Source organism: Cupriavidus sp. UME77 (assembly GCF_014170355.1).
Classification (GTDB): Bacteria; Pseudomonadota; Gammaproteobacteria; order Burkholderiales; family Burkholderiaceae; genus Cupriavidus; species Cupriavidus basilensis.
Genome location: NZ_LZZU01000043.1, coordinates 47,063 through 70,636, shown reverse-complemented (window position 1 = coordinate 70,636; position 23,574 = coordinate 47,063). Strand labels below are relative to the sequence as shown.

Here is a 23,574-nt window from a genome sequence, read left to right as displayed (position 1 = left end):
AGACGGTAAGCCGTTGGCGGGGCCGTCCCGCGCTTGCGGGCAGGACGGCTGCGGTGGTGCTTACTGGTTGGAGGTTGTTTTGTTCATCGCCGCGAATTGCTGCGTGAGGTAGGACTTGGTGGAGTTCATCCGGTTGATCATCAGGTCAAGCTGCTGGAACTGCGCGCGATAGCGCGACATCGTGGCGTCGATCCCCGCGGAGGTTCGGCTGTAGGCGCTGTCGAGGTCCTTCAGGTTGGTGTTGAGGCCTTCGGTGGCCGTCGTCAGCGCGCCCTTTGTGGCGCTGAACGATTTCACCATTTCCGTCAGTTGATTGCCATAGCCGGACTTGCCGTCGGCACCGCTGAACAGCTGCGCCACGCCGGTCCGGTTGGTGGCGAGCGCCTTGTTCAGCTTGGCGGTGTCGAGCCCCATGGAGCCGTCGGCCTTGAACGAGATCCCGATCTGGGTCAGGTTGACCAGGCTGGAGTCGCTGGTGGCGGTCTGCGGCGCGTTGAACACGGAACGCAACTGGTTCTGGACCGTGCGCAGCGTAGCGTCGCCCAGCAGCGGCGACTGCGTGCCCTTGTTGGTCTTGTCGAAGGCGGACAGCTTCGCGGCGGTGCTTTGCAGCGTGTTGTAGGCCGTGACAAAGCTCTGCACGGCGGCAGCCATCGTCCCGGTGTCGGTGACGGCGGTCACCGTGCTGTCGCCCTTGCTCAGCAGGTTCAGCGTCAGGCCCGGCGCGGCGCCTTGCACCGAGTTGGTCGGGCTGCTCACGTCGATGCCGTTGATGTTCAGCTTGGCATCGAGTGCTTCGATGTTCTGCTTCATCGCCTTGGTGCCGGCCGGGTCATACGCCAGCAAGCCGGCAATGGTGCTGGGGTCGCCGGCGCCGTTGCTGTCCACGGAGATGCGCATGCTGGACTTGGCGCCCGTGGTGTTGGACGTCAGCACCATGCGGTACGGCGTGCTGCCGCCATCGTTGACGATGCTGGCGGTCACGCCGGCATTGGACGCATTGATCGCATCGCGGATGCCGGTCAGCGTGTTGTTGGTGCCGTTGATGTTGATAGAGGCGGGCTTGCCGGTGCCGGGCGTGAAGACGGCGCCCTCGGTGGTGCCGAATTCGATCGTGATCTTGGCGCTGCCCAGCAACTGGCCCGTGCTGTCGGTGATGCCGTTGGACACCAGCGTCTGCGACTGCGCCAGCTGCGACACCTTGACCGCATAGCTGCCTGCCAGCGCGGACTTGTCCGCCACGACGCCCAGCACGCCGGTGTTGCTGGATGTGGTGGTGCTGCTGTTGTACAGGCTTGCCGTGCCAAGCGCGCTGGCGGCATTCTGGAACGAAGCCAGCGCCCCTTGCAGCAGACCATAAGCGGAGAGCTTGGTGGTATGGACGGTGGCCTTCTTGGTCAGGGCGGTGAGCTTGGTCTCTTCCGCCTTTTGCAGATTGTCCAGCAAGGTGCTCAGGTCCAGCTGGGACCCGACTCCTATCGAGGAAATAGCCATGATTGCAATCCCTTAATTGCATGTTGGAGGAGGCCGGCCCGCCGAAGCGGCCCGGCTGGTCAGGAGAGCCAGTTGCGCGCGGATGATACGGCCGGCACGCAGGGCTTCCTCGGGCGAGGTACTGATCGATGGCGTCGCCATAGGCGTGCGCTGTATTGCGACAAGCCGCTGGTTCCTGGCAGGAAATCCGGTGCCCGTGGCCTGGCTGTCGCGTCGCCCTTGAGGTTGTCGACACGAGGGTAGATACGGATACGCCGGGGCAGCCGTGGGACGCCACTGGCCATTAAGATGCTGCTGATTTGACCCCGGCTCGCTGATCTGTCGGCTGTGGGCGCCGATCTTGTCCTCGTTTCGCGCTGAAGATGTGCGCATCGACCGAAAACCAGGGGGTAATCCCGATCGTGTGCTTCACTCTTCACGCTCAAGATCGTAGCGGCGTGGGCCTGGGGCCAATTGAGTGAATAAGGGGTGAAAGTCCGCGCATATCGTTTGGGTCGGCGCCGCGCACGGCGTGTCGCCAACCGCAGCGAAACCCATCGACGAGCCTGCAAAAAAATGCACTGCGGGACCGTCCATTTGCCATTAAGTTTGAGAGGGAGATGCCGATATGGACCGCAAGGGTTTGCTCGACGCAGCGACGGTACTGGAAGACCTGGCCGCTGGCCTGCAGCCGGACCCGGCGCGCCTGGCGGCGGGCGCGCAGGCGCTGGAGGCCATGCACGCCGACCACCCCTCGTGGCGCGACATGACCGACGCCGCATTCGGCCTGCAGGCGCTGGCCGCGGGCGGCGCGCTTGGCCTGGACGCGAAGGGGCGCGCACGCGCGGCCCGCCTGGCGGAGGTCGTGCGCAGCCTGGTCGATCCTTTGTAGGGCCAACTGGCGGTGGTGCCTGAGAGGCGGTTTCGAGATGAAGCGAAGCGGTACTGGCCAGGCGCGCGGCCGCAGACAGTACAAGGGGATCGGCCAAGGCCGCGCAACGACGCCAGCATCTTTTGGAAATGGTCTCTAAGCCAGCGACAGGACGATGACCGCAGCGCCAATGACGGCAACCAGATCCTCGATGACCGCCGCCGGCAGGCCCCTGCCGAATATCGCCGCAAGGCGCGCGCGCACAGCCGCTCCGCCGAGCGTGCCGATCACCGCGCCCACGGCGCCAAGAACGCCCCCGATAGAACACGCGCGCCGAACTGTGGCGGCACCTTGCGGCTCGGCGTGCCGGGCAGCTTGTCGGTGATGAGCTCCACCCCCGCCAGCACGCTGAAGATCCAGGGCGTGAACCGATAGCCCATGAAGGCAAGCCAGCTGCCCGACAGGTCCAGCAAGCCCGTGTGGACCGCCCAGCTGACGGCGGCAGGCGCCGTCATGGCGCGCAGGCCAGCCACGATGCCGATAAAAAGCGAGAGCAAGTACAGGGTCATGGCGTCTGTCCTTAATCAAGGCCGACAACGGTGGCATGGCTGACGCGGTGAGCTTAAGGCAGTGCCGTGCGCGGGCACGTGCGCTAACCCACATGGCGAAGCAAGCGGCCGAGTGAGGGGGGGCGTGGGCCAGGACCTTGGCCCAGCGCTGGAGCTACAGCATCGCCTCCACCTGCGCCAGCAGCTTGCCCAGCGCGAGCTCCATCACCGCGCGCTCCTGGGGGGAAAGCGCGGACATCAGCGTCTCGTGCCGGCTGGAGGCGATCCGCATGATCTTCTCAAACAGCGGCTTGCCCTCGGCGGACAGCGAGATCAGCACCGCGCGGCCGTCGGTGGGGGATGGCTCGCGCCTGACCAGGCCTTGCTTGATGAGGTGATCGGCCGCGCGGCTGGCCTGGCTTTTGTCCAGGTTGGCGAAGCGCGCAAGGTCGATGACCAGGAAGGGGCCGAACTCGCCGATGGCGGCGAGCGTCCTGGCTTCGCTAAGCGACAGGCCCAGCGTTTCCGAATAGGCCTGCGCGATGCCGCGGTCGAACTGCTTGACGATGCGGTGCAGGCGGTATGTGGCGAAGTCGGAGAGGGAGAGGGAGAGCTTGGGGTTCGTCATGATGCGCGGCCCGGCGAGTTGTCCGCCTCCGTTGCTTCGAAGCTGTGCGAGACCTCTTCGAGCAATCGCGTCGCATCGGCAAAGCCGGCATGGCGGCTGAGTGCCAGCAGCGCCACGCGGGCCAGGTAGAGCGGCGTGTTGTGCTCGCCGAGCGCGGTCATGCGGTAGCACATCGCCGTGTAGATTTCATCGAGCTCGGTCGGGCTCATGGTCGTTTGCATAGGGTTCTCCGGCTTCAGTCGATCTGCATGGCAAGGGCGATGGCGTTTCGCACATCGCCGGCGCGGGCTTGGCGCCAGCGGCCGCTGACGTAGCCATCCGGGCGGACCAGGTAGAGCGTGCCGTCGACGGCGTCCAGTGCGCGCCGCACGGCATCCTGTGGATCGGCCAGCCGTCCCGCCGCGGGCGCCGTGCCCGCAATCAGGTGGCAATCCAGTTCGAGGCCGCTGTCGCAAAGCTGGCGCAGCCCGGGCACGACGTCGTCCAGATCCTGGCCGGCGCCGGCGAAACATAACGCGGTGAAGCCTTTGCCGATGCAGCGGACCAGCGAAGCCGGCGTGCCGTGCGGGCCGACCAGCGGCATGTCAGGCAGCGTGGCGCCTGGCGCCGGACCGGCCTTGAAGGCAGGGTCATCCGTGGCGGCAATGGGCGAGTCGGCAAAGACCGCCGGACTGGTCTGGCGCGGGTTGATCAGCGAGCGCAGTTCCGCGTGCGCCGCCGATAGCCCCAACACGGCTTCACGCATCAAGGCAAAGGCAGGCGAGGGCGGAGCCATGAACTCCGTGCTCTTCGCGCCGAAGCGCATGTTCTCGCGCGCCGCCGCCACGCGCTCCGTGGAGTAGGACGGCAGCAGGCCGGGGGAGGCCTTGCCGCGCACGGCAAGGGCGAGCTTCCAGGCGAGGTTGAAGGCATCGTCGAAGCCGCTGTTCAGGCCGCGCACGCCGAAGATGGGCACCAGGTGCGCGGCGTCGCCGGCAAAGAGCGCGCGGCCGTGCACGTAGCTATCCAGCGTGAGGCACTTCGCGTTGTAGATCGAGATCCACAGCGGCTCCCAAGTCGCGGTCACGCCCATCATCTTGAGGTGGCTCGCTACGCGCGGCAGCACATTCTCCGGCTTGACGGCCTGCTCCGCATCCTCGTGCTCGCCGACCTGGTAGTCGATGCGCCAGACCTGGTCCGGCTGCTGGTGCAGCAAGATGGTGGAGCCGGGGTTGGATGGCGGATCGAACCACGCCAGCCGCTCGACCTCGCGCGGGGCGTCGATAGCGATATCCACGATGACGTAGCGGCCCTCGTACTGCATGCCGCGCAACGACAAGCCTAGCGCTTCGCGCACGGTGCTGCGGCCGCCGTCGGCTGCCACCAGCCAGTCCGCGCGCACCGTGTAGGCATGGTCGCCCGCGGCTACTGCCAGCGTCACGCCGTTGCTGTCTTGCGCGACGGCGGTAACGCGGTTCTGCCAGCGGATTTCGACTAGGTCCGGGTAGCGCGCGATGGCGTCGAGCAAGTATTGCTCGATGTAGTACTGCTGGATATTGACCATGGGCGCAAAGGACTGCCCGGGCTCGTGCGGCATGGTGAAGTGCAGCACCTCCTCGTTGCGGTAGTAGCTGCGGCCGCCCGTCCAGGCGAGGCCTTTGTCCAGGACCGGGGCGGCAGCCCCGAGCGCGTCGAGGATTTCCAGCGAGCGCCGGGAGATGCAGATGGCCCGGCTGCCTTCACAGGTGCCGTCGTCCGCTTCCAGCACCACGCTGGGGATGCCGTGGCGGGCCAGGGCCAGCGCGACCGCCAGCCCGACTGGCCCGCCGCCGGCGATGACTACCTGGCGCGGGGCATCCGTGCCGCCGGGGTGCGGCACCGGCAGGGATGCGGCGTGGACTTCGCGCTGGTACATGTCTTGTCTCCTGGTTGTGTGCGCAACCAGTTCAAGATAGCCCAATCTGGTTGCGTGCGCAACCAGATTGCCTGGCTCCGGTCAGAATTCCACCATCGCAAAGTCTTCCTTGCCCACGTCGCACAGCGGGCAGCGCCAGTCGTCGGGGATGTCTTCCCAGCGGGTGCCGGGCGCGATGCCGTCTTCCGGAAGGCCCGCGGCTTCGTCATAGACCCAGCCGCAGATGATGCACACCCATTGCTTGAACGCATCGGTGGCGGCGGATGCGGCCTTTGCCGCGATGGGGGCCTCCGGCTGCGCGGCGGCCTTCGCTTGTTCCGGCTCGTCCAGGCTGAAGACAAGCGGCGCCGCCGTGGCTTCGCTGCCGGGCGCCAGGCGCGCCTGCAGCAGTGCAAGCAGCGCCTGCGCCTCTTCCGTGGTCAGGTCGATCCAGTACGGATCGCCCGCGCCGTCGTTCAGGCGCTTCGGGGAAAACTGGATCTCTACTGCGGTGCCTTTCTTGTACATGCGATCAGGGGGCGGGGTATTGGGGTTTTCGGTTTTTTGGTTTTGTGCAGGGTAAGGATTAGACAGGAAAAAGCACGCTGGCGAGCCATTGCTGGAAATCGGCTACCACGTCGGCGGTCAGTTCATGGCCAATGGGGTAGCGTCGCGACCGATGCGGCACGCCCAGCGCGCCTAGCCACTGGTCAGCGCGCTCGGCCCACGCGACGGGCAGCTTGTTGTCGAGTTCGCCGTGCGCGATAAAGGCCGATAGCCCGGCAAGGGCCTCGCGCGGGGCGAGGTGCGGCTCGATCTCCGGCAGGATGCGCCCGCTCAGCACGGCAAAGCCGGCCACGTCGGCCGGCGCGCTCAGGCCAACGCTGGCGCTGAGGATGCCGCCCTGGCTGAAGCCGGCGATCACCGTGCGCGCGGGCAGGGCGCCATCCTGCGCACGGAGGGCACGGACGAAGGCAATCAGCTGCTGGCGGCTGCGCTCCGCCTGGGCTGCGTTGATGGCGGGCGCGCCACCGGCGAAGCTGACCTCGAAAAAGCCATGCTGGCCGGGCCCGAAGGTGAGCGGGCCTTGCACCAGCACCACTTCCACGCGCGGGTCGATACGGGTGGCCACCGGCGCGAGGCTGGCCTCGTTGCTGCCTACGCCGTGCAGCAGCAGGAGCCGCGCGGCAGGCGCTGCGGCCGCGGCCGCTGACGCCTTTCGCAAGCGATAACGCAGGCCGGTCGCCGGGTCTTCGGCCAGCGGGCCGATTTCATTGTGGGTGGTGTTCATATCGTCACGCGTGGCTGTGAGCAAGGGATCAGGCAGGGGATCAGGCCGCAATGGGCTGCGCGGCTAGCGGCCGGAATTGGCCGAGCACATACGATTCCATCGACAAGATCCCGTAGGTGATGCCGCCGTCGATCACCGCCAGCGGCTCGCCCGCCCTGGCCGCGCCGATGGCCACCAGCAGCGGCAGGAAGTGCTCGTCGGTCGGGTGCGCGCGCTCCGCATGCGGGGCCAGACGGCGGTAATCGATCAGCGGCTGCAGGTCGCCGGTGCGCATGGCGCAGCGCACCGCCTCGCGCACCCACTGCGTGAATGCGGCCACGTAAGGGGCATCGCCGCCGCCATGGCCGCGGAATTCATGGAGGTTGTGCGTCATGCTGCCGGAGGCGACGATCAGCACGCCCTGCTCGCGCAGCGGCGCCAGCGCACGGCCCAGCGCCAGCGCGCCGGCCGGGTCCAGCGGCTGCGGCAGCGACACCTGGAACACCGGCACCTGCGCATCGGGATACAGGTGGCGGATCGGCACCCAGGCGCCGTGATCCAGGCCGCGCCGCGGATCCAGTCCGGCGTTGAACCCGGCCTGCGCCAGCTGCGCCACCGTGCGCTCGGCCAACGCGGGGTGCCCGGCCGCCGGGTAGCGGATCTCGTACAGGGCACGCGGGAAGCCGCCGAAATCGTGGATGGTCTCGGGCTGCGCGCTTGCCGTCACGCGCACGCCGCCGCGCGTTTCCCAGTGGGGCGAGACCACCAGCACCGCCTTGGGCGCCGGCAGCGCGCGGCCTAGCGCGGCGAGTTGCGGGCCGGCCAAGCCCGGCTCGATGGCGAAGGTGGGCGCGCCATGGGAGACAAACAGGACGGGAAGTGCGGTCGACATCTCGGATTCTCCGGTGGCCACGGCAAAACGCGCGGCGTGCAACGACATAGGGAATCTTGCTAGTCTATTGATTCATATGGCGACAATAAACTGCCATTCGTGTGATATATAGTCCCGATTATCGAGACAATCAGTCGGAGCCGAGGCAACCCCGTGGACCGTGCCCTGGAAATGACCGTATTCACCGCCGTGGTCGACGCCGGCAGCTTTGTCGGCGCGGTCGAAGGCCTGCGCATGTCCAAGGCCGCGGTCTCGCGCCATGTGGATGCGCTGGAACAGCGCCTGGGCGTGCGCTTGCTGCAGCGCACCACGCGCCGGCTGTCGCTGACCGAGGAGGGGCGCATTTTCTACCAGCGCGCGCGCGAAGTGCTGGCGGCGCTGGATGATGCCGAATCCGAGATCACGTCGCGCACGCAGGAACCCAGCGGGCTGATCCGCATCAACGTGCCGCTCACGTTTGGCGTCCTTCACCTCGCGCCGCTCTGGAGCGCCTTCATGGCGGCGTATCCGCAGGTTGATCTCGATATCACCCTCAATGACCGCGTGGTGGATCTGGTCGACGAAGGCTACGACCTTGCCGTGCGCATTGGCGACATGCCAAGCTCCGCACTGATCAGCCGCAAACTGGTCGCAACCCGCATGGTGCTATGCGCGTCGCCTGGCTATCTGGCGCAGCACGGCGCGCCAACCCATCCGCATGAACTGGCCGCGCATCGCGTGCTGGCCTATACCAACTGGTCCGGGCGCGACGAATGGCAGTTCGATGGCCCGCACGGCAAGGTCAGCGTGAGCACCCGCGCCCGCGTGTACTCCAACAATGGGGACACCTGCCGCGCCATTGCGCTGGCGCATGGCGGCATCATGCTGCAGCCGAGCTTCATGCTCCAGGACGACTTGCGGCGCGGTGACCTGGTTGAACTGATGCCCGAGTTCCGCGCGATCGAGATCGGCGTCTACGCCGTGTATCCGACGCGCAAGCAGTTGCCGCTCAAGGTGCGCCGGCTGGTGGATTTCCTGGTGGAGGCGTTTCGGGATGTGTCTTGGGGTTAGGGGGGGCACCCATCGCTTTCAGAGCCCCTTGGGCAACAACGCCGCCAGCGATTCCCGCATGGCCCGCGCAATCAGCTGCTGCCGCTCGCGCGGCATGCGGGCCAGCGTGGAGGCCACGCTGATGCCCGCCACCGGTTCGCCGTCCGTGCTGTGCACCGCCATGCCCACGGCCAGCACGCCGCTGGTGGCGTGATTGCCGATCACGGACCAGCCGCGCTCGCGCGTGGCGCGCACCAGGATGTTCATGCGCTCGGGTGTCATGCCGCCATAGTGGCCCAGCGCCGCGGCATTGGCGGCGATGGATCGCGCCACGTCGTCTTGCGGCAGCGCCGCCAGCAAGGCCAGCCCGGCAGCGCCGACGCCCAGCGGCTGGCGCGTACCGACCTGGATCACGAGGATCTGCACCGGATGCGTCCCGACATGGCGCGCGATGCAGTGCGAGATCGCGCCTTCGCGCACGACGGCGAACGCGGCATCCCCGCAAGCGGCGCTCACCCGCGCCAGCACTGGCTGTAGCCTCGCCGCCAGGCCATCGGTGGCGTGTGGCTGCGCAAGCGCCGCCAGGCGCGGCCCCGCCACGTAGCGAAAGCGCCCGCGCTGCGCCACATAGCCGCTTTCCATCAAGGTAGCCAGCAGCCGGTAGACGGTGGCGCGCTCCAGCGCCGCGATGCGGCACAGGTCGACCACGCGCAGGCCTTCGCGGCCGCTGGCCAGCACCGCATCCAGCAATTGCAAGCCGCGCCGCAGCGTGCGGCTGCCGCCGTCTTCGGCGGACTCCGCAGCATCTGCAGCGTAGGGAAGGGGGCTGAGAGCCGCCTTGCCTTTGGCAGAAACGTCCGGCAGGCGGACGTTTTGATTGGCGGAGCGGGCAGGCATGGGGAAGAATTTCTCGGTCGATGGAAGCCACCCGCAGTATGCCGCAGCGCGGCCAGAAGGGGGCCAGCGACGGCATTGCACTGCCAAAACAGGAGACAAACCATGACCTTGCATCACGCATCGCGCCGGCGCCTGCTGGCGTTCGCGGCGGCCTTAAGCCTGGCGGGCGGCCTCGCGCTGCCGCTTCATGCCCAGCCCACTGCCTGGCCCACCAAGCCCATCAAGCTCGTGGTCGGCTACGCCGCCGGCGGCGCCACGGACGTGATCGCGCGCATCATCGCGCTCAAGCTGGGCGAACAGCTGGGCCAGCCGATGGTGGTGGACAACCGGGCGGGCGCCAACAGTAACGTGGGCGCCGAAGTGGTGGCCAAGTCCACGCCCGATGGCTATACGCTCTACGTCTACACCATCGCCAACACCATCAACGCGTCGCTGTACGACAAGCTTGGCTACGACCCGCAAAAGGACTTCGAACCCATCGGGCTGATCGCCAGGATTCCCAACATCCTGGTGGTGAACCCCAAGCTGCCGGTGAAAACCCTGGCCGACTACATCCGCTTTGCCAAGGCGTCGCAGGACGGCATTACCTTTGCCTCGTCGGGCAGCGGCTCGTCCATCCACCTGTCGGGCGAGATGTTCAAGATGCAGGCCCGGCTGAACATGCTGCACATCCCGTATCGGGGCAGCGCGCCGGCGGTGACCGACCTGCTGGGCGGGCAGGTGCAATCGATGTTCGACAACACGCCTTCGGCGCTGCCGCACGTGAAGGCGGGGCGGCTGCGCGCCATTGCCATCACCAGCGCCCAGCGCTCGCCGCTGCTGCCCGAGGTGCCGACCGTTGCCGAGTCGGGCTTTCCCGGCTTTGACGTGCAATCGTGGTTCAGCCTGGCCGCGCCCGCCGGCACGCCGCGGCCGGTGATCGAGCGCCTGAATTCGGCCCTCAACAAGGTGCTGGCCGCGCCCGACGTGCGCCAGCGCTTGCAGGATCTGGCGGCCACCCCCGAGCCCGGCTCGCCAGAGCAGTTGCGCCGCCTGATCGCGGCGGAAACCAAGCGCTGGCACGACGTGGTGAAACAGTCCGGCGCCAAGGCCGAATAAGAAACAAGGAGCGTTGCCTACCATGTACCCGATCGATTTCTTCTGGCGCGCCGCGGCGCGCTGGCCCGGCAACATTGCGATCGACGCCCCCGAAGGCGCGATCCGCTACGACGCGCTGGCCGCCCAGGTGGCCGCGCTGGCCACGGCGCTCAATGCGCTCGACAACACCCTGCAGAGCCGCGTGGGCATTTGCGCGAAGAACAGCGCCGAGCACATCGTCGCGCTCTTGGCGGTGCTGGCCTGCGGCAAGGTCTGGGTGCCGCTGAACCCCAAGAGCACCCAGCCGGAGATCCGCCGCATCATCGACGCCACCGAGCCCTCCATCCTGGTGCTCGATACGGCCTGCGCTAGCTTGCTGGAGGGCGCGGCCGGCGCGCGCATCTATTGTGGCTCGCCGCCGCCCGGGGAGAGGTCGGTGGCCGCGTTGATCGCGCAGCATGCCGGCGCATCGCGCCCGGCCTTTGCGCTGCCGGAGGATGCCACGCAGGCGATCAAGTTCACCGGCGGCACCACCGGCTTGCCCAAGGGCGTGATGCAGCCGTACCGCGCCTGGATGACCAACGTCTCCAACCAGATCCACGCCTGGGGCTTTGATGAGCACGAGCGCTACATCGTGGCCGCGCCGATCACGCATGGCACGTCGACCTACCTGTTGCCCATCCTGGCGCAGGGCGGCTGCCACGTGGTGCTGGCCGAGGCCGGCGCCGAGGCGGTGCGCACGGCGTTTCGCGAGCGCGGCGGCACCGTGTGCTTCATGCCGCCAACGCTGGTCTACATGCTGATGGCGCTGCCTGGCGCCGCGCGCGCGGACTTTCCCTGCCTGCGCCGCCTGATCTACGGCGGCGCGCCGATGCCGCCCGAGAAGATCCGCGAGGTGCGTGCCTTTTTCGGCCCCGTGCTGGGCACCACCTACGGGCAGACCGAGGCGCCGCAGAGCCTGACCGTGATGCGCCCCGCGGATTTCGAAGACGAGCGCAACTGGGCCGCCGTCGGCCTGCCCACCTGGTTCAGCGACGTGGCCATCATGTCCCCGGACGGCCGCCTGCTGCCCCCGGGCGAGGTCGGCGAGGTGGTGGCGCGCGGCGACCTGGTAATGAGCGGCTACTGGCGCCTGCCGGAGAAATCCGCCGAGACGCTGGTGGACGGCTGGCTGCACACGGGCGACCGCGGCCTGATCGATGAACGCGGCTACCTGTACCTCAAGGACCGGCTCAAGGACATGGTCATCACCGGCGGCTTCAACGTCTATCCGGTGGATGTGGAGAACGCGCTGGGCCAGCACCCGGCGGTGCACGAATGCACGGTGTTCGGCGTGCCCGACGAAAAATGGGGCGAGGCGGTGCAGGCCGCCGTGCAGCTGCGCCCCGGCCAGCATGCCACCGAAGGCGAGCTGATCGCCTTTGTGCGCGAGCGCCTGGGCCCCGTGCAAGCGCCCAAGCGCATCCACTTCCATGCGAGCCTGCCGCGCTCGGCCGTGGGCAAGGTGCTCAAGACCGCGGTGCGCGAACGCGCCATCGCCCCTTCGGCCCCTTCGGCCCCGACCCCTGCCAACGAATCCACTGCGAACCCATCATGACTTCCTCCGCTTCCTCCAAGCCCGTCACCCGCCTTTGCACCCATACCCTTACCAGCCTGCATTACCGCGACGCGGACCTGGTCGAGGACCTGATGGGCAAGAAGACCTTCACCGAGGTCATGCTCATGCAGATCCTGGGCCGCGAGCCGCGCCCGGTGGACCTGCGCATCACCGACGTGGTGCTGATCGTGCTGATGGAGCACGGCCTCACGCCCAGCGCCATCGCCACGCGGCTGATCTACATGAGCGCGCCCGAAAACCTGCAGGGCGCAGTATCCGCCGGCCTGCTGGCGGTGGGCAGCTCCTTCGTGGGCACCATGGAGAACTGCGCGCAGCTGCTCGACCGCATCGGCGCGGCCGCCGATCCCGATGCCGAGGCCATGGCGATCGCACGCCACTACAAGTCCATCAAGAGCCATGTGCCCGGCTTTGGCCATCACCTGCACAAGCCGGTGGACCCGCGCGCCTACAAGCTGCTGGAAATGGGCCGCGCCGAGCCCGACCTGGCCGGCGACAAGATCCGCGCGCTGGAGCGCCTGTCCAGCGCGGTGGATGCCGTGGCCGGCCGTCCCATTACCATCAACGCCACCGGCGCGGTGGCTGCCTTGCTGGGTGAGCTGGGCGTGCCCACGGCGGTGATGCGCGGCTTTGCCGTGATCTCGCGCGCGGCCGGGCTGGTGGCGCATATCGTGGAGGAGCAGCAAAGCCCCTCGGGCCGCTTTATCTGGGACACCATCGAGCACGCGATTCCTTACGTGGGCGAAGGTGGGCAGCAGCCGGGGGAGGGTGCGTGACATGACGAAGCCATCGAACGCAGGCGACAGCGCGGCGGCGGCACGCCCGCCCGCGTTGCCGCTCGATCTTTCGGGCCGCACGGTGTTTGTCGCCGGCGCGGGCTCCGCGGGGCCGGGCTGGAGCATCGGCCGCGCGGCCAGCGTGACCTACGCGCGCCTGGGCGCGCAGGTCTGCGTGGTGGATCGCGACGCGGCCTCGGCCGAGGAAACCACGGCGCTGATCCGGGCCGAAGGCGGCATCGCCGAGACCTTCACGGGCGATGTGTCCGTCGAGGCCGAAGTGGTGCGGCTCTTTGCCGCAGCGCGCGAGCGCTTCGGCATGGTGGACGTGCTGCATCACAACGTGGGCATTGGCAAGACCGGTGGCCCGATGGAAACCACCGCGCACGACCTGGACCGCATCCACGCCGTCAACGTGCGCAGCCTGCTGCTGGCCAGCCAGCAGGTGCTGCCCGACATGGTGGCGCGCGGGCGCGGCGCCATCATCGCCATCTCGTCGGTGGCGGGCATGCGCTACGTGGGCTACCCGCACCTGGCCTACAGCGTGACCAAGGCCGCCGTGACGCAGTTCACGCGCATGCTGGCGCAGCAATATGCGCCACATGGCGTGCGCGCCAACACCGTGGTGCCGGGGCTGATCGACACGCCGCGCATCGCCACCACGGTGGCGAAGATGTTCTCCGGCACCAGCCTGGACGAGGCGCGCCGTGCGCGCGCCGCGCAAGTGCCGATGGGCCGCATGGGCAGCGCATGGGACGTGGCCCACGCCTGCGCCTTCCTCGCCTCCGATGCGGCGGCCTATGTCACCGGCACGGAGCTGGTGGTGGATGGCGGCATCACCGGGAAATTCGTGTGACACGCAATCCGTCGCCCCATGTGCAGTAGTTGCTTAAAAGAAGGGATGACCGGCTAGCCATGTCCGCAGCGCGGATATTCGCGCTACGCCATTGCGCGAGGGACTAAAGAGCCACTCAACCTTGCCGATATGTATTCATCGGCATGAAGAATGCCGGCATTCCTTGCCGGCACGAGCCGATGTCTTCCTCCCGAAGCCGACGCTCGATCGGTTGCCACGACAAGCGAAGATCAGGCATCCGTGCAGGCGGCGTTGCCACGCACCCGCCTGCCGGTCTCTCGCTTGCTTATCCGGGATGGCTCTGGCCGATTACCTCTTGCATTCCTCCTTTCTTTTTCCAGGACGACGGACAAACATGCTTTTCAGTGACATGAAAATATCGACCCGCCTTACTGCCGGATTCGGCATTCTGGTTCTGTTGATCGCCTTCATGGGCGGCACATCGATCATCAAGATTCATATGGTGGAAGGTGCATTGCACACCGTCTTGAGCGATCACTACAGGAAAATCGCCGAACTCAATGAGATCAAGGGAAACCTGAACCAGGTCGCGCGCTCGCTGCGCAATATGGCGATCATGACAGTGGCGGCGGATATCGAGAAGGAACGTGCGCAGACAGCCGCCACGCAAAAGACCATTGCCGCCCAATGGGCCCGGCTAGAGGCCAAGATCATCTCTGACCAGGGTCGGGCCGAGATGGCCAAGGTGAGCGAGGCGCGCGGTGCGTACGGTGCGCTGCAGGACAAGTTCCTCGGGCTGGTGGCGGCAGGCAATGCCGACGAGGCCAGGAACATGCTGCTGGGCGAGTTGCGCCCGGGCCAGCTGGCCTATTTCGCCGCCGTGGAAGGCCTGATCCAGCATCAGGACAAACTCATGGAAGCGTCCACCAGCGAGGCCATCGACGCCGTCGAGCGCATGAAAGCCACGATCTGGGCTTCGGGTGCCGTCGCGCTGCTGGTCGCCGTTTGCATGGCCACATGGATCATCCGCGCCATTACCCGGCCAATCAATCAGGCCGTGCGGGTGTCGGCGGCCGTGGCCGCGGGCGACCTGAGCCTGCAGTTCGATGCCAGCGGCAATAGTGAAACCGCCAGGCTGATGCGCGCGCTGAAGGACATGCAGGCCAACCTGGTGCGCGTGATCGCCCACGTGCGCGAGAACGCCGAGGGCGTTGCCAGCGCAAGCCAGCAGATTGCCGATGGCAACCGCGACCTGTCCGGCCGTACCGAGGAACAGGCCAGCGCGCTGGAGCAGACCGCGGCCTCGATGGAGGAGCTCAGCTCCACGGTCAGGCAGAACGCCGACAACGCACTGCGGGCCAATCAGTTCGCCATTGGCGCCACCTCGGTGGCGCGCAAGGGCGGCGACGTGGTCGGGCAGGTGGTGAGCACCATGAAGGAGATCAACGACAGCTCGCGCAAGATCGCCGACATCATCGGCGTGATCGACAGCATCGCGTTCCAGACCAATATCCTGGCGCTGAACGCCGCCGTTGAGGCCGCGCGCGCCGGTGAGCAGGGGCGGGGATTTGCCGTGGTGGCGGGTGAGGTGCGCAACCTCGCGCAGCGCAGCGCCGAGGCGGCCAAGGAGATCAAGACACTGATCACTGCCAGCGTGGAGCGCGTGGAGCAGGGCACGGCGATGGTGGATCATGCCGGCGCGACCATGACGGAGATCGTTACGGCGATCAAGCGCGTGACCGACATCATGGGCGAGATCAGCGCAGCCAGCACGGAGCAGAGCGCGGGCGTGGCGCAGATCGAAACCGCCATGAGCCAGATGGACCAGGCCACCCAGCAGAACGCCGCGCTGGTGGAGGAAAGCTCGGCGGCGGCGGAAAGCCTGCATGCGCGGGCGCGGCAACTGGTGCAGGCGGTGGCCGTGTTCAAGCTCCATCCGGAGCGTGGAGGGCATGGTGGGCCATGCGGCCTGAGCGGGGCTTGAATGGGGCTTGAGCGGGGCCTGAGCGGGACCTGGCTGGCCAAGGACCAGTAAAATAGCCGGCCAGGGTGGGTTTTCAAAGGCGGCAGGTGGCACAACGACAACAGGGTTTTCTTCTGACTCGGCACTGGCGGGATACGGCCGCCGGGACAGAAGTCGAGTTCTGGCTGGCGACCGACAGTGGCCCCCGGCATATCCGCCTGGCGCATCAGCCCTCGGTGGCATTTATCCCGGCCGAGCAGCGCGAGACCGCCGAGGCGGTCTTGCGCAGCGAGCGCAATGTGGCGTTGCGCGAACTCCCGCTCGCGGATTTCCATCGCCGCCCGGTGCTGGGCCTGTACTGCCAGCACTACCGCCAGCTCACCAAGCTGGAAAAACTGCTGAAGGAAGCCGGCGTCAGCGTCTACGAGGCCGATATCCGCCCCCCGGAGCGCTACCTGATGGAGCGCTTCATCACCGCGCCCGTCTGGTTTACCGGCGAGGCCAACGCGGCCCACGGCGGGGGCCCCCTGCTCAGCGGCCAGATGAAGCCAGGGCCAGCCTATCGGCCAACGCTCAAGCTGGTGTCGCTGGACATCGAGACCACCGCCCACGGCGACCTGTACTCGATCGCGCTGGAAGGCTGCGGCCAGCGCCAGGTGTATATGCTCGGCCCGTCCAACGGCGACGACAGCGCGGTCGACTTTGACCTGGAGTACTGCGCCAGCCACCCGCTGATGCTGCAAAAGCTGAACCAATGGCTAGCCCAGCATGATCCCGATGCCATCATTGGCTGGAACGTGGTGCAGTTCGACCTGCGCGTGCTGCAAAAGCATGCGGATCGCTATCAGGTCCCGCTGCTGTTTGGCCGGGGAGGCAATGTGCTGGAGTGGCGCGAGCACGGCTTCAAGGACAACCATTTCTTTGCCTCCGCCGCCGGCCGCCTGATCATCGATGGTATCGAAGCGCTGCGCTCCGCTACCTGGAACTTCCCGTCCTTCAGCCTGGAGAACGTGGCGCAGGCGCTGCTAGGCGAGGGCAAGTCCATCGATAACCCGTATCAGCGGATGGCGGAGATCGACCGCCGCTTTGCCGAGGACAAGCCCGCGCTGGCCCGCTACAACCTCAAGGACTGCGAGCTGGTGACCCGGATCTTTGCCAAGACCGAGTTGCTGACCTTCTTGCTGGAGCGGGCCGCCGTCACCGGCTTGCCCGCGGACCGCAGCGGCGGCAGCGTGGCCGCCTTCACGCACCTGTACATGCCGCTGATGCATCGCCAGGGCTATGTCGCCCCGAACCTGGGCGAGGTGCCGGAGGGTGCCAGCCCCGGCGGCTTTGTCATGGATTCGCAGCCCGGGCTGTACGATTCGGTGCTGGTGCTGGACTACAAGAGCCTGTACCCGTCCATCATCCGCACCTTCCTGATCGATCCGCTCGGGCTGGTGGAAGGGCTGCAGGATCCGTCCGACGAAAGCTCGGTGCCGGGATTTCGCGGCGCGCGCTTCTCGCGCACCCGGCATTGCCTGCCGGCCATCGTCAAGCAGATCTGGCAAGGCCGGGAAGCGGCCAAGCGCGAAGGCAACAAGCCCTTGTCGCAGGCCCTGAAGATCATCATGAATGCGTTCTACGGGGTGCTAGGATCCAGCGTCTGCCGCTTTTTCGACCCACGCCTGGCGTCGTCGATCACCATGCGCGGCCACGAGATCATGCACCGCACGCGCGAGCTGATCGAGGCGCAAGGCTACCAGGTGATCTATGGCGATACCGATTCGACCTTTGTCTGGCTGAAGCAGCCGCATGCCGAGGAAGACGCCGACAGGATTGGCCGCATGCTTGTCCAGCAAGTGAACCAGTGGTGGCAGCAGCATCTGCAACAACAATACGGCCTGGAGAGCGCGCTGGAGCTGCAGTACGAGACCCACTACCGCCGCTTCCTGATGCCCACCGTGCGCGGCGCCGAGCAGGGCAGCAAGAAGCGCTACGCGGGGCTGGTCGCCAGGGCGGACGGCAGTGAGGAGATGGTCTACAAGGGCCTCGAGACGGTACGCACGGACTGGACGCCGCTGGCCCAGCAGTTCCAGCAAGCGCTTTATCAACGCGTTTTCAAGAAGCAGCCGTACCGGGAATACGTGCAGGACTATGTCCGCCGCACCATGAGCGGCGAGTTCGACGCGCAACTGGTCTACCGCAAACGCTTGCGCCGCACGCTCGAAGACTATCAGCGCAACGTGCCGCCGCACGTGCGCGCGGCACGCATCGCGGACGAGTTCAACCGCAAGGAAGGCCGTCCGCTGCAATACCAGGACGGCGGCTGGATCAGCTATGTGATGACAGTGGCCGGCCCCGAGCCGCTGGAAACCCGGCGCTCGCCCATCGACTACGACCACTATCTCACGCGCCAGCTGCAGCCGGTGGCCGACGCCATCCTGCCCTTCCTGGGCGATGCGTTCGAGACGCTGGTGACGGGGCAAAAGGCGCTGTTTTGAGGGGCCCTCAGGCGTCGGAGTTAAGCAGGCACGGCGCCTTCTATCAGATCTTGATGACAACCTTGCCCTTTGCTCGGCCTGTTTCGACGTAGGCCAAAGCCTCTTTGGTTGACGCGAATGGGAAAACCCGATCGATCACGGGCCTTATCGCACCTGCGTCGATGAGCCTGGCGATCTGGCCTAGCTGGTCTGCGTTGGCACGCATGAAAACAAATGAATAGCTGACATCATGGCGTTTCGCGGCTTGTCTGATGCGATGGCTCAGAAAGTGCATTGCCGCTTTCAGGAACCAGGAGGCGCCCATCTCTTTCGCAAAATCGGGGTCAGGCGGACCGGCGATCCCGATGAGTTTGCCACCCGGCCTGAGCACTCGCAGCGACTTCTCGAGTGCATTGCCGCCCTGCGTATCCAGTACCACGTCGTAGTCCTTCAGGATGGCAGCAAAGTCGTCTTTCGTGTAATCGATGACGATATCCGCACCGAGGCGCTTCACCAGTTCGATATTCCGCGCGCTCGTTGTCGTCGCGACAGTCGCACCCACATGCTTCGCCAGTTGAATGGCAAGGGTGCCAACGCCGCCCGAGCCAGCATGTATGAGCACTTTCTGCCCTTTCCTGAGTTGCCCTTTTTCGATCAGCGCCTGCCAGGCAGTCAATCCCACCAACGGGATCGAAGCCGCTTCTTCCATTGTGAGTGCCGTGGGCTTGAGGGCCACGGCATCCTCTTTGACCGCGATGCATTCCGCGAAAGTGCCGATGCGATCCTTGTGCGGTCGCGCGTACACCTCATCGCCCGGTTTGAATCGTCGTACGCGAGATCCGACGCGGACAACAACCCCGGCCAAATCGTTGCCCAAAATCAATGGCAAACGATAAGGCAGGATCAACTTGAACTCTCCGTTCCTGATCTTGGCGTCGAGAGGGTTCACGCCAGCGGCGTGAATCTGGATCAATACGTCGTCCTCGTGCAGCGCCGGGACCGGCATATCGCCAGCGCGTAAGCCATGTTTGCGCCCATATCGATCGACGACGAATGCCTTCATCATGGTTCCTTGTCAGTTTCTCGTTGCATCAGGTTGTTTCGCAGGCAGTAGCGCCGTCTACATTGCGAGCCGCAGATCTTTGCGAATACCGGCGTCTACCAAGCCCGCAGGCGCAAACCTGCGTAGCAATCGCAGGCGGACGGCGAGTCCACCGGCCGCATAGCGGAGTTTCGGATGCGCCGCGGTGGCGGCCTGCAGTACGGTCTCGGCCACAACCTCAGGGCCGTCAGCGCCCTCGACTACCTCCTTCACTCGCTTATCCACGGCCGAGCGCACCTCGCGGTACGCGTCGAGGGGGGCGTCGGGCGCCATGAAGTTCGCGTCGAAAGGCGTCTTGATATAGGCAGGCTCAATGACCGATACCCGGATGCCCATCGTGCGCAACTCATGGTCGAGCGACTCCGAGTAGCCTGCGACCGCGTGCTTGGTGGCGGAATACAGCGCCATGTAGGGCATGGGCAAGAAACCCAGCACAGAGCCGATGTTGATGATGCGGCCGCCACCTTGTTGCCGCATATGGGGCAACACGGCACGCGTCATGCGGATGATCCCGAAGAAGTTCGTATCGAAGATCGCGCGGGCCTGGTCAATCGAACTCTCTTCCGCAGCGGCAGGGGCGACACCGAAGCCTGCGTTGTTCACCAGCAGGTCGATGCGCCCGTGCAGGCGCAGTACCTCTTTGACGGCGGCTTCGGCTGATTCTTCGCGAGTCACGTCAAGTGGCAGCATCTCGAACGTCCGCTGGCCGGCCTGCGCGCCGCGCCGGCTGGTGCCGTAGACCTTGTATCCGGCCTTGGTAAGCCGCTTTGCCGTGGCTTCGCCGATTCCCGACGAGGCGCCCGTAACGAGGGCTATTTTGGTTTCCATGATGTTCTTCCGATATTGAGTGATGTCTCTACGTGGCGGGTCGGGCATTCATCTCTAAAAAATATGATGTTCATCATATTTTAGGTCAAGCGAAAACCGGCACCAGGCCGGCGGATTTACGCGTCAGTGGGCGCAAGTTTTTTCAATGCGGCGTCAAGAAAATTCTCCGACAGCTTGGGGTCGTCCACGGCACGCGCCAGCACCATGGTGCCAACCATGGTGGCAACCGTCATCAGTGCCTGTTCGTGTGCACCCGGCTGGCCCCAATCGGGCAACTGGCGCGCAACGACATCGATCATCTCCTTGATGCGGCGGGTGGCCGCGCGCCGCACGACCGGCGCCTGGCGCGGCATCTCCGAACCGAGGGCGGAGACAGGGCAACCAGTCTCTATGTCTTCACAATGCGCTTTCGACAGATAGGCGCGCACCATCGCCGGCAATGCTTGATCTGGCGGCACGGAGGCGGCGATATGCTCAGACAGGGCCACGGCTTCGGCACCGGCGCGGTCAGCGGCTTCGGCAAGCAGCACCTCGCGCGATGGAAAATGGGCATAGAAGCCGCCATGCGTCAGGCCGGCCTCCTTCATGATGTCGGCCACTCCTGTGCCGTCGTAGCCACTGCGCCGAATCGCGCGCGCGGCAACCTCGACGATGCGCTCGTGCGTGAGTTCCTTGCGGCTGACGGTTTTTCGATTGATGGGTGGCTTCTTCATGACGGCCATCATATAGCATTTCGGCGCCGTTTGCTGTACTGAGCCATGTCGATGGAGATCAAGGCGCCCCCCCAGGGCAGCGCTGAGCAGTGCAACTGTCAGTTCGGCGACATGAGGGTGCCCGATCGTCGCTTGATGAAGCGCACGCAGCAACCGCAGACGCCGTTTGTCAGCGCGACCCTGCGGACGTCAGCGATAGGCCCTCTCAGTCCAAGCTGATGCCGTTTGCCTTGGCGATGCCCTGCCAGAGGGACAAGTCGGTACGTACCGTCTGGGCAAACTGCTCCGCGCTTTTCAATGGCGGATCGACCAGGTTGAGTTGGACGAACCGGTCACGCAACTCCGGGGCGGACAGCGTGTTCAGGATCTCCCGGTGCACCGCCGCTATCACGCCGGCCGGCGTGCCGCGTGGGGCGAACACGCCATACCAGGCATCCGTATCGAAACGATAGCCTTGTTCGGTCATGGTCGGCAGGTCCGGCAGCGCCGGTCCCCTGTGCGAACCGGTGATGGCAATGCCGCGAAGCTTTCCGGTCTTGATCAGCGGCACCGAACTGGTGGCGTCGACGAAGGCCACCTTCACCAGCCCACCCTGCATGTCCTGGTAGATCTGGCCGATCGTCTTGTAGGGCACATGCCGGATGTCGAGCCCTTCCTGCCGCTTCAGGTACTCCATCACGAGCTGCCCGGTGGAGCCTGGGCCCCAGGTGGCATAGTCGTACTTGCCGGGATTCGCCTTGACGAGGGCAACGAACTCCTTCAGGTTGCGCGCGGGAAAATCCGGCGAGGCGACCAGATGGATGCCCCCCGAGAAGATTTGCGCCACGGCCACAAGGTCGCGCGTCACATCGAACGGCAGCTTGTGCAGCAGGGCCTGGCTGATGACGGTGGACGACGAGCTGGCAAATAGCAAGGTGTAGCCGTCAGGCGGGGCCTTGGCCACCGCGTCGACGCCGATGACGCCATTGGCGCCAGGCCGGTTGTCAACCACGACGGGCTGGCCCAGCGTGCGCGACAAGCGTTCGGCAAAGATCCGTGCAATGGTGTCGGGGCCGCTGCCGCCGGCGCTGGGCAGGATCAGGCGAACCGGTCGCGCCGGCCACGGCTGCGCGCTCGCCGGCGCCGCGCCGAGCGCAAGGCCAAGCGCCATGCCGAGGGTGGGTGCCAGGGCCAGGAAGCGGCCGAGTCCCAGGGTGTTCCAGCAATTCCGCATCATGTTTGTCTCCTGCATATTGTTGTGATGACGGGCCTGGCCATGGTACGGCCCAGGCCCGCTTGACCTGTACGCCGCTGCGCCTGCCGTCAGGCCGCGGCGCGTACGGCACCGATCGACAGACCGCCATCGACGATGAGCATCTGTCCGTTGACGTAGGAGGACTCGGTGCTGATCAGGTAGAGCGCGGCGTGGGCAACCTCCCAGCCTGTGCCCTGCCGGCCGAACGGCAGCGGGCGGGCTGCGCGCGAGGGCCGGGCGCGCGAGGCGTCGCGGCCCATCGGTGTGTCGATCAGTCCTGGTGCCAGCACATTCGCACGCAAGCCGTTGGGCTGGCCGGCGAATGCCACCGCGCGGCCCAGCGCGGTCAAGGCCGCCTTGGACGTCTCGTAGGCCGGCAGGCCGCTCAGCGGCGAGATCGCCGCCGTGGAGGCCACGAACACAATGGCGCTGCCCGCGGGCATGACGGCGGCGGCCTCCTGGGCGCAGAACATCGGGGCGCGCAGGTTGATGTCCTGGACCCGGTCCCAGTCTTCGGGCGTCTCCGCGCCAAAGCGATTCTGGTTGCCGATCCCGACGTTGACCACCAAGCCATCGAGCCCGCCCAGCGCGGCCACGGCCTGGGCCACCATGCGCGAGATCTGAGCAGGGTCCGCAACGTCGGCCTGGACCGGCACCGCGCGGCCGTCCTCGCGCAGGATCAGGTCGACCGTATCCTGCGCGGCGCCGGCATCCATATCGGCGCACGCCACGGCGGCGCCCTCGCGGGCGAACAGGATTGACATGGCACGTCCGTTGCCGACCGACGGCACCGGATCGACGGTGCGGCGTTGGCCCGCGCCTACCACCAGGATGCGGCGCCCGGCGAGCCGGCCGTCACGGCGCGGCACCCCAAGCGCGGGTGCAAACAGTTGTTGGTCCGGACGGCTTTCCAGGGATTCAGTCATGACGCAGCTCCAGTTTTTCCAGCGGCGGGTTTTCGATATCGACTTCGAGGTTTTCCAGCAGGCGCGACACCAGCATGTAGAAGCCGATGGTTGCCAGCAGCTCGACCATCATCTGTTCGTCCAGGGCCGCCGCAACCTTGGCGTAGAGCTGCGCCGGTGCCTTGACGTCATGCACCACGGCATCGGTGAATGCGATGACAAGGCGCTCGAGTTCGCTGAAGTCGCCGTTGGCATCCGGCCTGAGCACGGCATCGATTTTTTCTTCCGGCACACCGGCGGCGCGCGCCACACGCCGGTGCTGATGCACTTCGTAACTGGCGCCGCTGAGCGCGCCCACCCGCAGGATGACCAGCTCGCGCAGCGCGGGCGGCAGCGACGCCTCCGTCAGAATGGCGCGGCCGAGACCGAGGAAGCCGAGCGCGATCTCCGGCGCATGCGGCAGGACCCTGTACAGGTTGAGGGCGGGACGCCCGCGCAGTTGCTCGCCAAGGCGGCCGGGCACGTTGTCCACGTCGAAGTAAGGCAGTCTGGCCATGTTGTGTTGTCTCCGTTTCCTGCCGCGCGGCAGGTGATGTCGTGG

The 23,574-nt window shown here is 66.3% G+C and carries 24 protein-coding genes; 8 read left to right on the top strand and 16 right to left on the bottom strand.

What is annotated here, in order from left to right; all coding sequences use genetic code 11:
• Positions 1-60: 60 nt before the first annotated feature.
• Complete coding sequence (gene fliD, locus A9975_RS15490) at positions 61-1,494, bottom strand: flagellar filament capping protein FliD (protein ID WP_183033564.1); 1,434 nt, start codon at positions 1,492-1,494, stop codon at positions 61-63.
• Positions 1,495-2,101: 607 nt separating this feature from the next.
• Between fliD and A9975_RS15485 the strand changes: the two genes are divergently transcribed.
• On the top strand, positions 2,102-2,365 hold the full coding sequence (locus tag A9975_RS15485; RefSeq protein ID WP_183033563.1) for a hypothetical protein: 264 nt from the start codon (positions 2,102-2,104) through the stop codon (positions 2,363-2,365).
• A gap of 135 nt (positions 2,366-2,500) precedes the next feature.
• Here A9975_RS15485 and A9975_RS38110 read toward each other — a convergent pair whose 3' ends face one another.
• From A9975_RS38110 to A9975_RS15450, 8 genes are all read right to left on the bottom strand, one after another.
• A complete protein-coding gene (locus tag A9975_RS38110) occupies positions 2,501-2,644 on the bottom strand; it encodes a hypothetical protein (RefSeq protein ID WP_255503249.1) in 144 nt (47 codons plus the stop codon).
• Complete coding sequence (locus A9975_RS15480) at positions 2,632-2,913, bottom strand: hypothetical protein (protein ID WP_255503248.1); 282 nt, start codon at positions 2,911-2,913, stop codon at positions 2,632-2,634. Before A9975_RS15480 ends, A9975_RS38110 begins: the two co-directional genes overlap by 13 nt.
• A 154-nt stretch (positions 2,914-3,067) precedes the next feature.
• Complete coding sequence (locus A9975_RS15475) at positions 3,068-3,520, bottom strand: MarR family winged helix-turn-helix transcriptional regulator (RefSeq protein ID WP_183033562.1); 453 nt, start codon at positions 3,518-3,520, stop codon at positions 3,068-3,070.
• A complete protein-coding gene (locus tag A9975_RS15470) occupies positions 3,517-3,741 on the bottom strand; it encodes a hypothetical protein (protein ID WP_183033561.1) in 225 nt (74 codons plus the stop codon). Before A9975_RS15470 ends, A9975_RS15475 begins: the two co-directional genes overlap by 4 nt.
• 14 nt (positions 3,742-3,755) lie before the next feature.
• Positions 3,756-5,414, bottom strand: a complete 1,659-nt coding sequence (locus A9975_RS15465; protein WP_183033560.1) for an FAD-dependent oxidoreductase — start codon at positions 5,412-5,414, stop codon at positions 3,756-3,758.
• An 81-nt stretch (positions 5,415-5,495) separates the two neighbouring features.
• Positions 5,496-5,921 carry a rubredoxin gene (locus A9975_RS15460; protein ID WP_183033559.1) on the bottom strand — a complete coding sequence of 142 codons (426 nt, stop codon included), beginning with the start codon at positions 5,919-5,921 and terminating at the stop codon, positions 5,496-5,498.
• A 58-nt stretch (positions 5,922-5,979) separates the two neighbouring features.
• Complete coding sequence (locus A9975_RS15455; RefSeq protein WP_183033558.1) at positions 5,980-6,684, bottom strand: alpha/beta hydrolase; 705 nt, start codon at positions 6,682-6,684, stop codon at positions 5,980-5,982.
• A 40-nt stretch (positions 6,685-6,724) separates the two neighbouring features.
• A complete protein-coding gene (locus A9975_RS15450; RefSeq protein ID WP_183033557.1) occupies positions 6,725-7,555 on the bottom strand; it encodes a dioxygenase in 831 nt (276 codons plus the stop codon).
• Positions 7,556-7,708: 153 nt separating this feature from the next.
• Here A9975_RS15450 and A9975_RS15445 point away from each other — a divergent pair, with 153 nt between their 5' ends.
• The gene (locus A9975_RS15445; protein WP_183033556.1) at positions 7,709-8,605 is read left to right on the top strand and encodes a LysR family transcriptional regulator; all 897 of its coding nucleotides are present in this window, start codon (positions 7,709-7,711) and stop codon (positions 8,603-8,605) included.
• Between the two features lie 18 nt (positions 8,606-8,623).
• Here A9975_RS15445 and A9975_RS15440 read toward each other — a convergent pair whose 3' ends face one another.
• Entirely contained in the window at positions 8,624-9,481 is an 858-nt protein-coding gene (locus tag A9975_RS15440; RefSeq protein ID WP_183033555.1) for an IclR family transcriptional regulator, read from the bottom strand.
• A 102-nt stretch (positions 9,482-9,583) separates the two neighbouring features.
• Here A9975_RS15440 and A9975_RS15435 point away from each other — a divergent pair, with 102 nt between their 5' ends.
• From A9975_RS15435 to A9975_RS15410, 6 genes are all read left to right on the top strand, one after another.
• Positions 9,584-10,579, top strand: a complete 996-nt coding sequence (locus A9975_RS15435; RefSeq protein WP_183033554.1) for a tripartite tricarboxylate transporter substrate binding protein — start codon at positions 9,584-9,586, stop codon at positions 10,577-10,579.
• A gap of 22 nt (positions 10,580-10,601) precedes the next feature.
• Entirely contained in the window at positions 10,602-12,155 is a 1,554-nt protein-coding gene (locus A9975_RS15430; RefSeq protein WP_183033553.1) for a class I adenylate-forming enzyme family protein, read from the top strand.
• Positions 12,152-12,949, top strand: a complete 798-nt coding sequence (locus A9975_RS15425; protein WP_183033552.1) for a citryl-CoA lyase — start codon at positions 12,152-12,154, stop codon at positions 12,947-12,949. Before A9975_RS15430 ends, A9975_RS15425 begins: the two co-directional genes overlap by 4 nt.
• Before the next feature lies 1 nt (position 12,950).
• Positions 12,951-13,805 carry an SDR family NAD(P)-dependent oxidoreductase gene (locus tag A9975_RS15420; protein ID WP_183033551.1) on the top strand — a complete coding sequence of 285 codons (855 nt, stop codon included), beginning with the start codon at positions 12,951-12,953 and terminating at the stop codon, positions 13,803-13,805.
• 355 nt (positions 13,806-14,160) lie between these two features.
• On the top strand, positions 14,161-15,750 hold the full coding sequence (locus A9975_RS38455) for a methyl-accepting chemotaxis protein (protein WP_304523883.1): 1,590 nt from the start codon (positions 14,161-14,163) through the stop codon (positions 15,748-15,750).
• Between the two features lie 86 nt (positions 15,751-15,836).
• The gene (locus A9975_RS15410) at positions 15,837-18,212 is read left to right on the top strand and encodes a DNA polymerase II (RefSeq protein WP_183033550.1); all 2,376 of its coding nucleotides are present in this window, start codon (positions 15,837-15,839) and stop codon (positions 18,210-18,212) included.
• 43 nt (positions 18,213-18,255) lie between these two features.
• On the opposite strand, the gene A9975_RS15405 is transcribed toward A9975_RS15410, so the two are convergent.
• The 6 genes from A9975_RS15405 to A9975_RS15380 form a co-directional block, all read right to left on the bottom strand.
• Entirely contained in the window at positions 18,256-19,254 is a 999-nt protein-coding gene (locus tag A9975_RS15405) for an NADP-dependent oxidoreductase (RefSeq protein WP_183033854.1), read from the bottom strand.
• A 57-nt stretch (positions 19,255-19,311) separates the two neighbouring features.
• Entirely contained in the window at positions 19,312-20,121 is an 810-nt protein-coding gene (locus A9975_RS15400) for an oxidoreductase (protein WP_183033549.1), read from the bottom strand.
• A 116-nt stretch (positions 20,122-20,237) separates the two neighbouring features.
• Positions 20,238-20,846 carry a TetR/AcrR family transcriptional regulator gene (locus tag A9975_RS15395; RefSeq protein ID WP_183033853.1) on the bottom strand — a complete coding sequence of 203 codons (609 nt, stop codon included), beginning with the start codon at positions 20,844-20,846 and terminating at the stop codon, positions 20,238-20,240.
• 193 nt (positions 20,847-21,039) lie between these two features.
• Positions 21,040-22,050 (bottom strand): tripartite tricarboxylate transporter substrate binding protein, encoded by a 1,011-nt coding sequence (locus A9975_RS15390; protein ID WP_255503247.1) that lies wholly within the window; start codon positions 22,048-22,050, stop codon positions 21,040-21,042.
• A gap of 86 nt (positions 22,051-22,136) precedes the next feature.
• Positions 22,137-22,994, bottom strand: coding sequence for an SDR family NAD(P)-dependent oxidoreductase (locus tag A9975_RS15385; protein WP_183033548.1), 858 nt, complete (start codon positions 22,992-22,994; stop codon positions 22,137-22,139).
• On the bottom strand, positions 22,987-23,529 hold the full coding sequence (locus A9975_RS15380) for a carboxymuconolactone decarboxylase family protein (RefSeq protein WP_183033547.1): 543 nt from the start codon (positions 23,527-23,529) through the stop codon (positions 22,987-22,989). The genes A9975_RS15385 and A9975_RS15380 overlap by 8 nt, the downstream gene beginning before the upstream one ends.
• Between the last annotated feature and the right edge of the window lie 45 nt (positions 23,530-23,574).

What these genes read in the sequence shown, in the direction of transcription:
- A9975_RS15470 (WP_183033561.1), bottom strand. Translation starts at nt 3,741, where the DNA reads ATGCAAACGACCATGAGCCCGACCGAGCTCGATGAAATCTACACGGCG.
- A9975_RS15435 (WP_183033554.1), top strand. Translation starts at nt 9,584, where the DNA reads ATGACCTTGCATCACGCATCGCGCCGGCGCCTGCTGGCGTTCGCGGCG.
- A9975_RS15390 (WP_255503247.1), bottom strand. Translation starts at nt 22,050, where the DNA reads ATGATGCGGAATTGCTGGAACACCCTGGGACTCGGCCGCTTCCTGGCC.
- A9975_RS15400 (WP_183033549.1), bottom strand. Translation starts at nt 20,121, where the DNA reads ATGGAAACCAAAATAGCCCTCGTTACGGGCGCCTCGTCGGGAATCGGC.
- A9975_RS15425 (WP_183033552.1), top strand. Translation starts at nt 12,152, where the DNA reads ATGACTTCCTCCGCTTCCTCCAAGCCCGTCACCCGCCTTTGCACCCAT.
- A9975_RS15385 (WP_183033548.1), bottom strand. Translation starts at nt 22,994, where the DNA reads ATGACTGAATCCCTGGAAAGCCGTCCGGACCAACAACTGTTTGCACCC.
- A9975_RS15405 (WP_183033854.1), bottom strand. Translation starts at nt 19,254, where the DNA reads ATGAAGGCATTCGTCGTCGATCGATATGGGCGCAAACATGGCTTACGC.
- A9975_RS15395 (WP_183033853.1), bottom strand. Translation starts at nt 20,846, where the DNA reads ATGATGGCCGTCATGAAGAAGCCACCCATCAATCGAAAAACCGTCAGC.
- A9975_RS15420 (WP_183033551.1), top strand. Translation starts at nt 12,951, where the DNA reads ATGACGAAGCCATCGAACGCAGGCGACAGCGCGGCGGCGGCACGCCCG.
- A9975_RS15485 (WP_183033563.1), top strand. Translation starts at nt 2,102, where the DNA reads ATGGACCGCAAGGGTTTGCTCGACGCAGCGACGGTACTGGAAGACCTG.
- A9975_RS15430 (WP_183033553.1), top strand. Translation starts at nt 10,602, where the DNA reads ATGTACCCGATCGATTTCTTCTGGCGCGCCGCGGCGCGCTGGCCCGGC.
- A9975_RS15465 (WP_183033560.1), bottom strand. Translation starts at nt 5,414, where the DNA reads ATGTACCAGCGCGAAGTCCACGCCGCATCCCTGCCGGTGCCGCACCCC.
- A9975_RS15440 (WP_183033555.1), bottom strand. Translation starts at nt 9,481, where the DNA reads ATGCCTGCCCGCTCCGCCAATCAAAACGTCCGCCTGCCGGACGTTTCT.
- A9975_RS15480 (WP_255503248.1), bottom strand. Translation starts at nt 2,913, where the DNA reads ATGACCCTGTACTTGCTCTCGCTTTTTATCGGCATCGTGGCTGGCCTG.
- A9975_RS15460 (WP_183033559.1), bottom strand. Translation starts at nt 5,921, where the DNA reads ATGTACAAGAAAGGCACCGCAGTAGAGATCCAGTTTTCCCCGAAGCGC.
- A9975_RS15475 (WP_183033562.1), bottom strand. Translation starts at nt 3,520, where the DNA reads ATGACGAACCCCAAGCTCTCCCTCTCCCTCTCCGACTTCGCCACATAC.
- A9975_RS15455 (WP_183033558.1), bottom strand. Translation starts at nt 6,684, where the DNA reads ATGAACACCACCCACAATGAAATCGGCCCGCTGGCCGAAGACCCGGCG.
- A9975_RS15450 (WP_183033557.1), bottom strand. Translation starts at nt 7,555, where the DNA reads ATGTCGACCGCACTTCCCGTCCTGTTTGTCTCCCATGGCGCGCCCACC.
- A9975_RS38455 (WP_304523883.1), top strand. Translation starts at nt 14,161, where the DNA reads ATGCTTTTCAGTGACATGAAAATATCGACCCGCCTTACTGCCGGATTC.
- A9975_RS15380 (WP_183033547.1), bottom strand. Translation starts at nt 23,529, where the DNA reads ATGGCCAGACTGCCTTACTTCGACGTGGACAACGTGCCCGGCCGCCTT.
- fliD (WP_183033564.1), bottom strand. Translation starts at nt 1,494, where the DNA reads ATGGCTATTTCCTCGATAGGAGTCGGGTCCCAGCTGGACCTGAGCACC.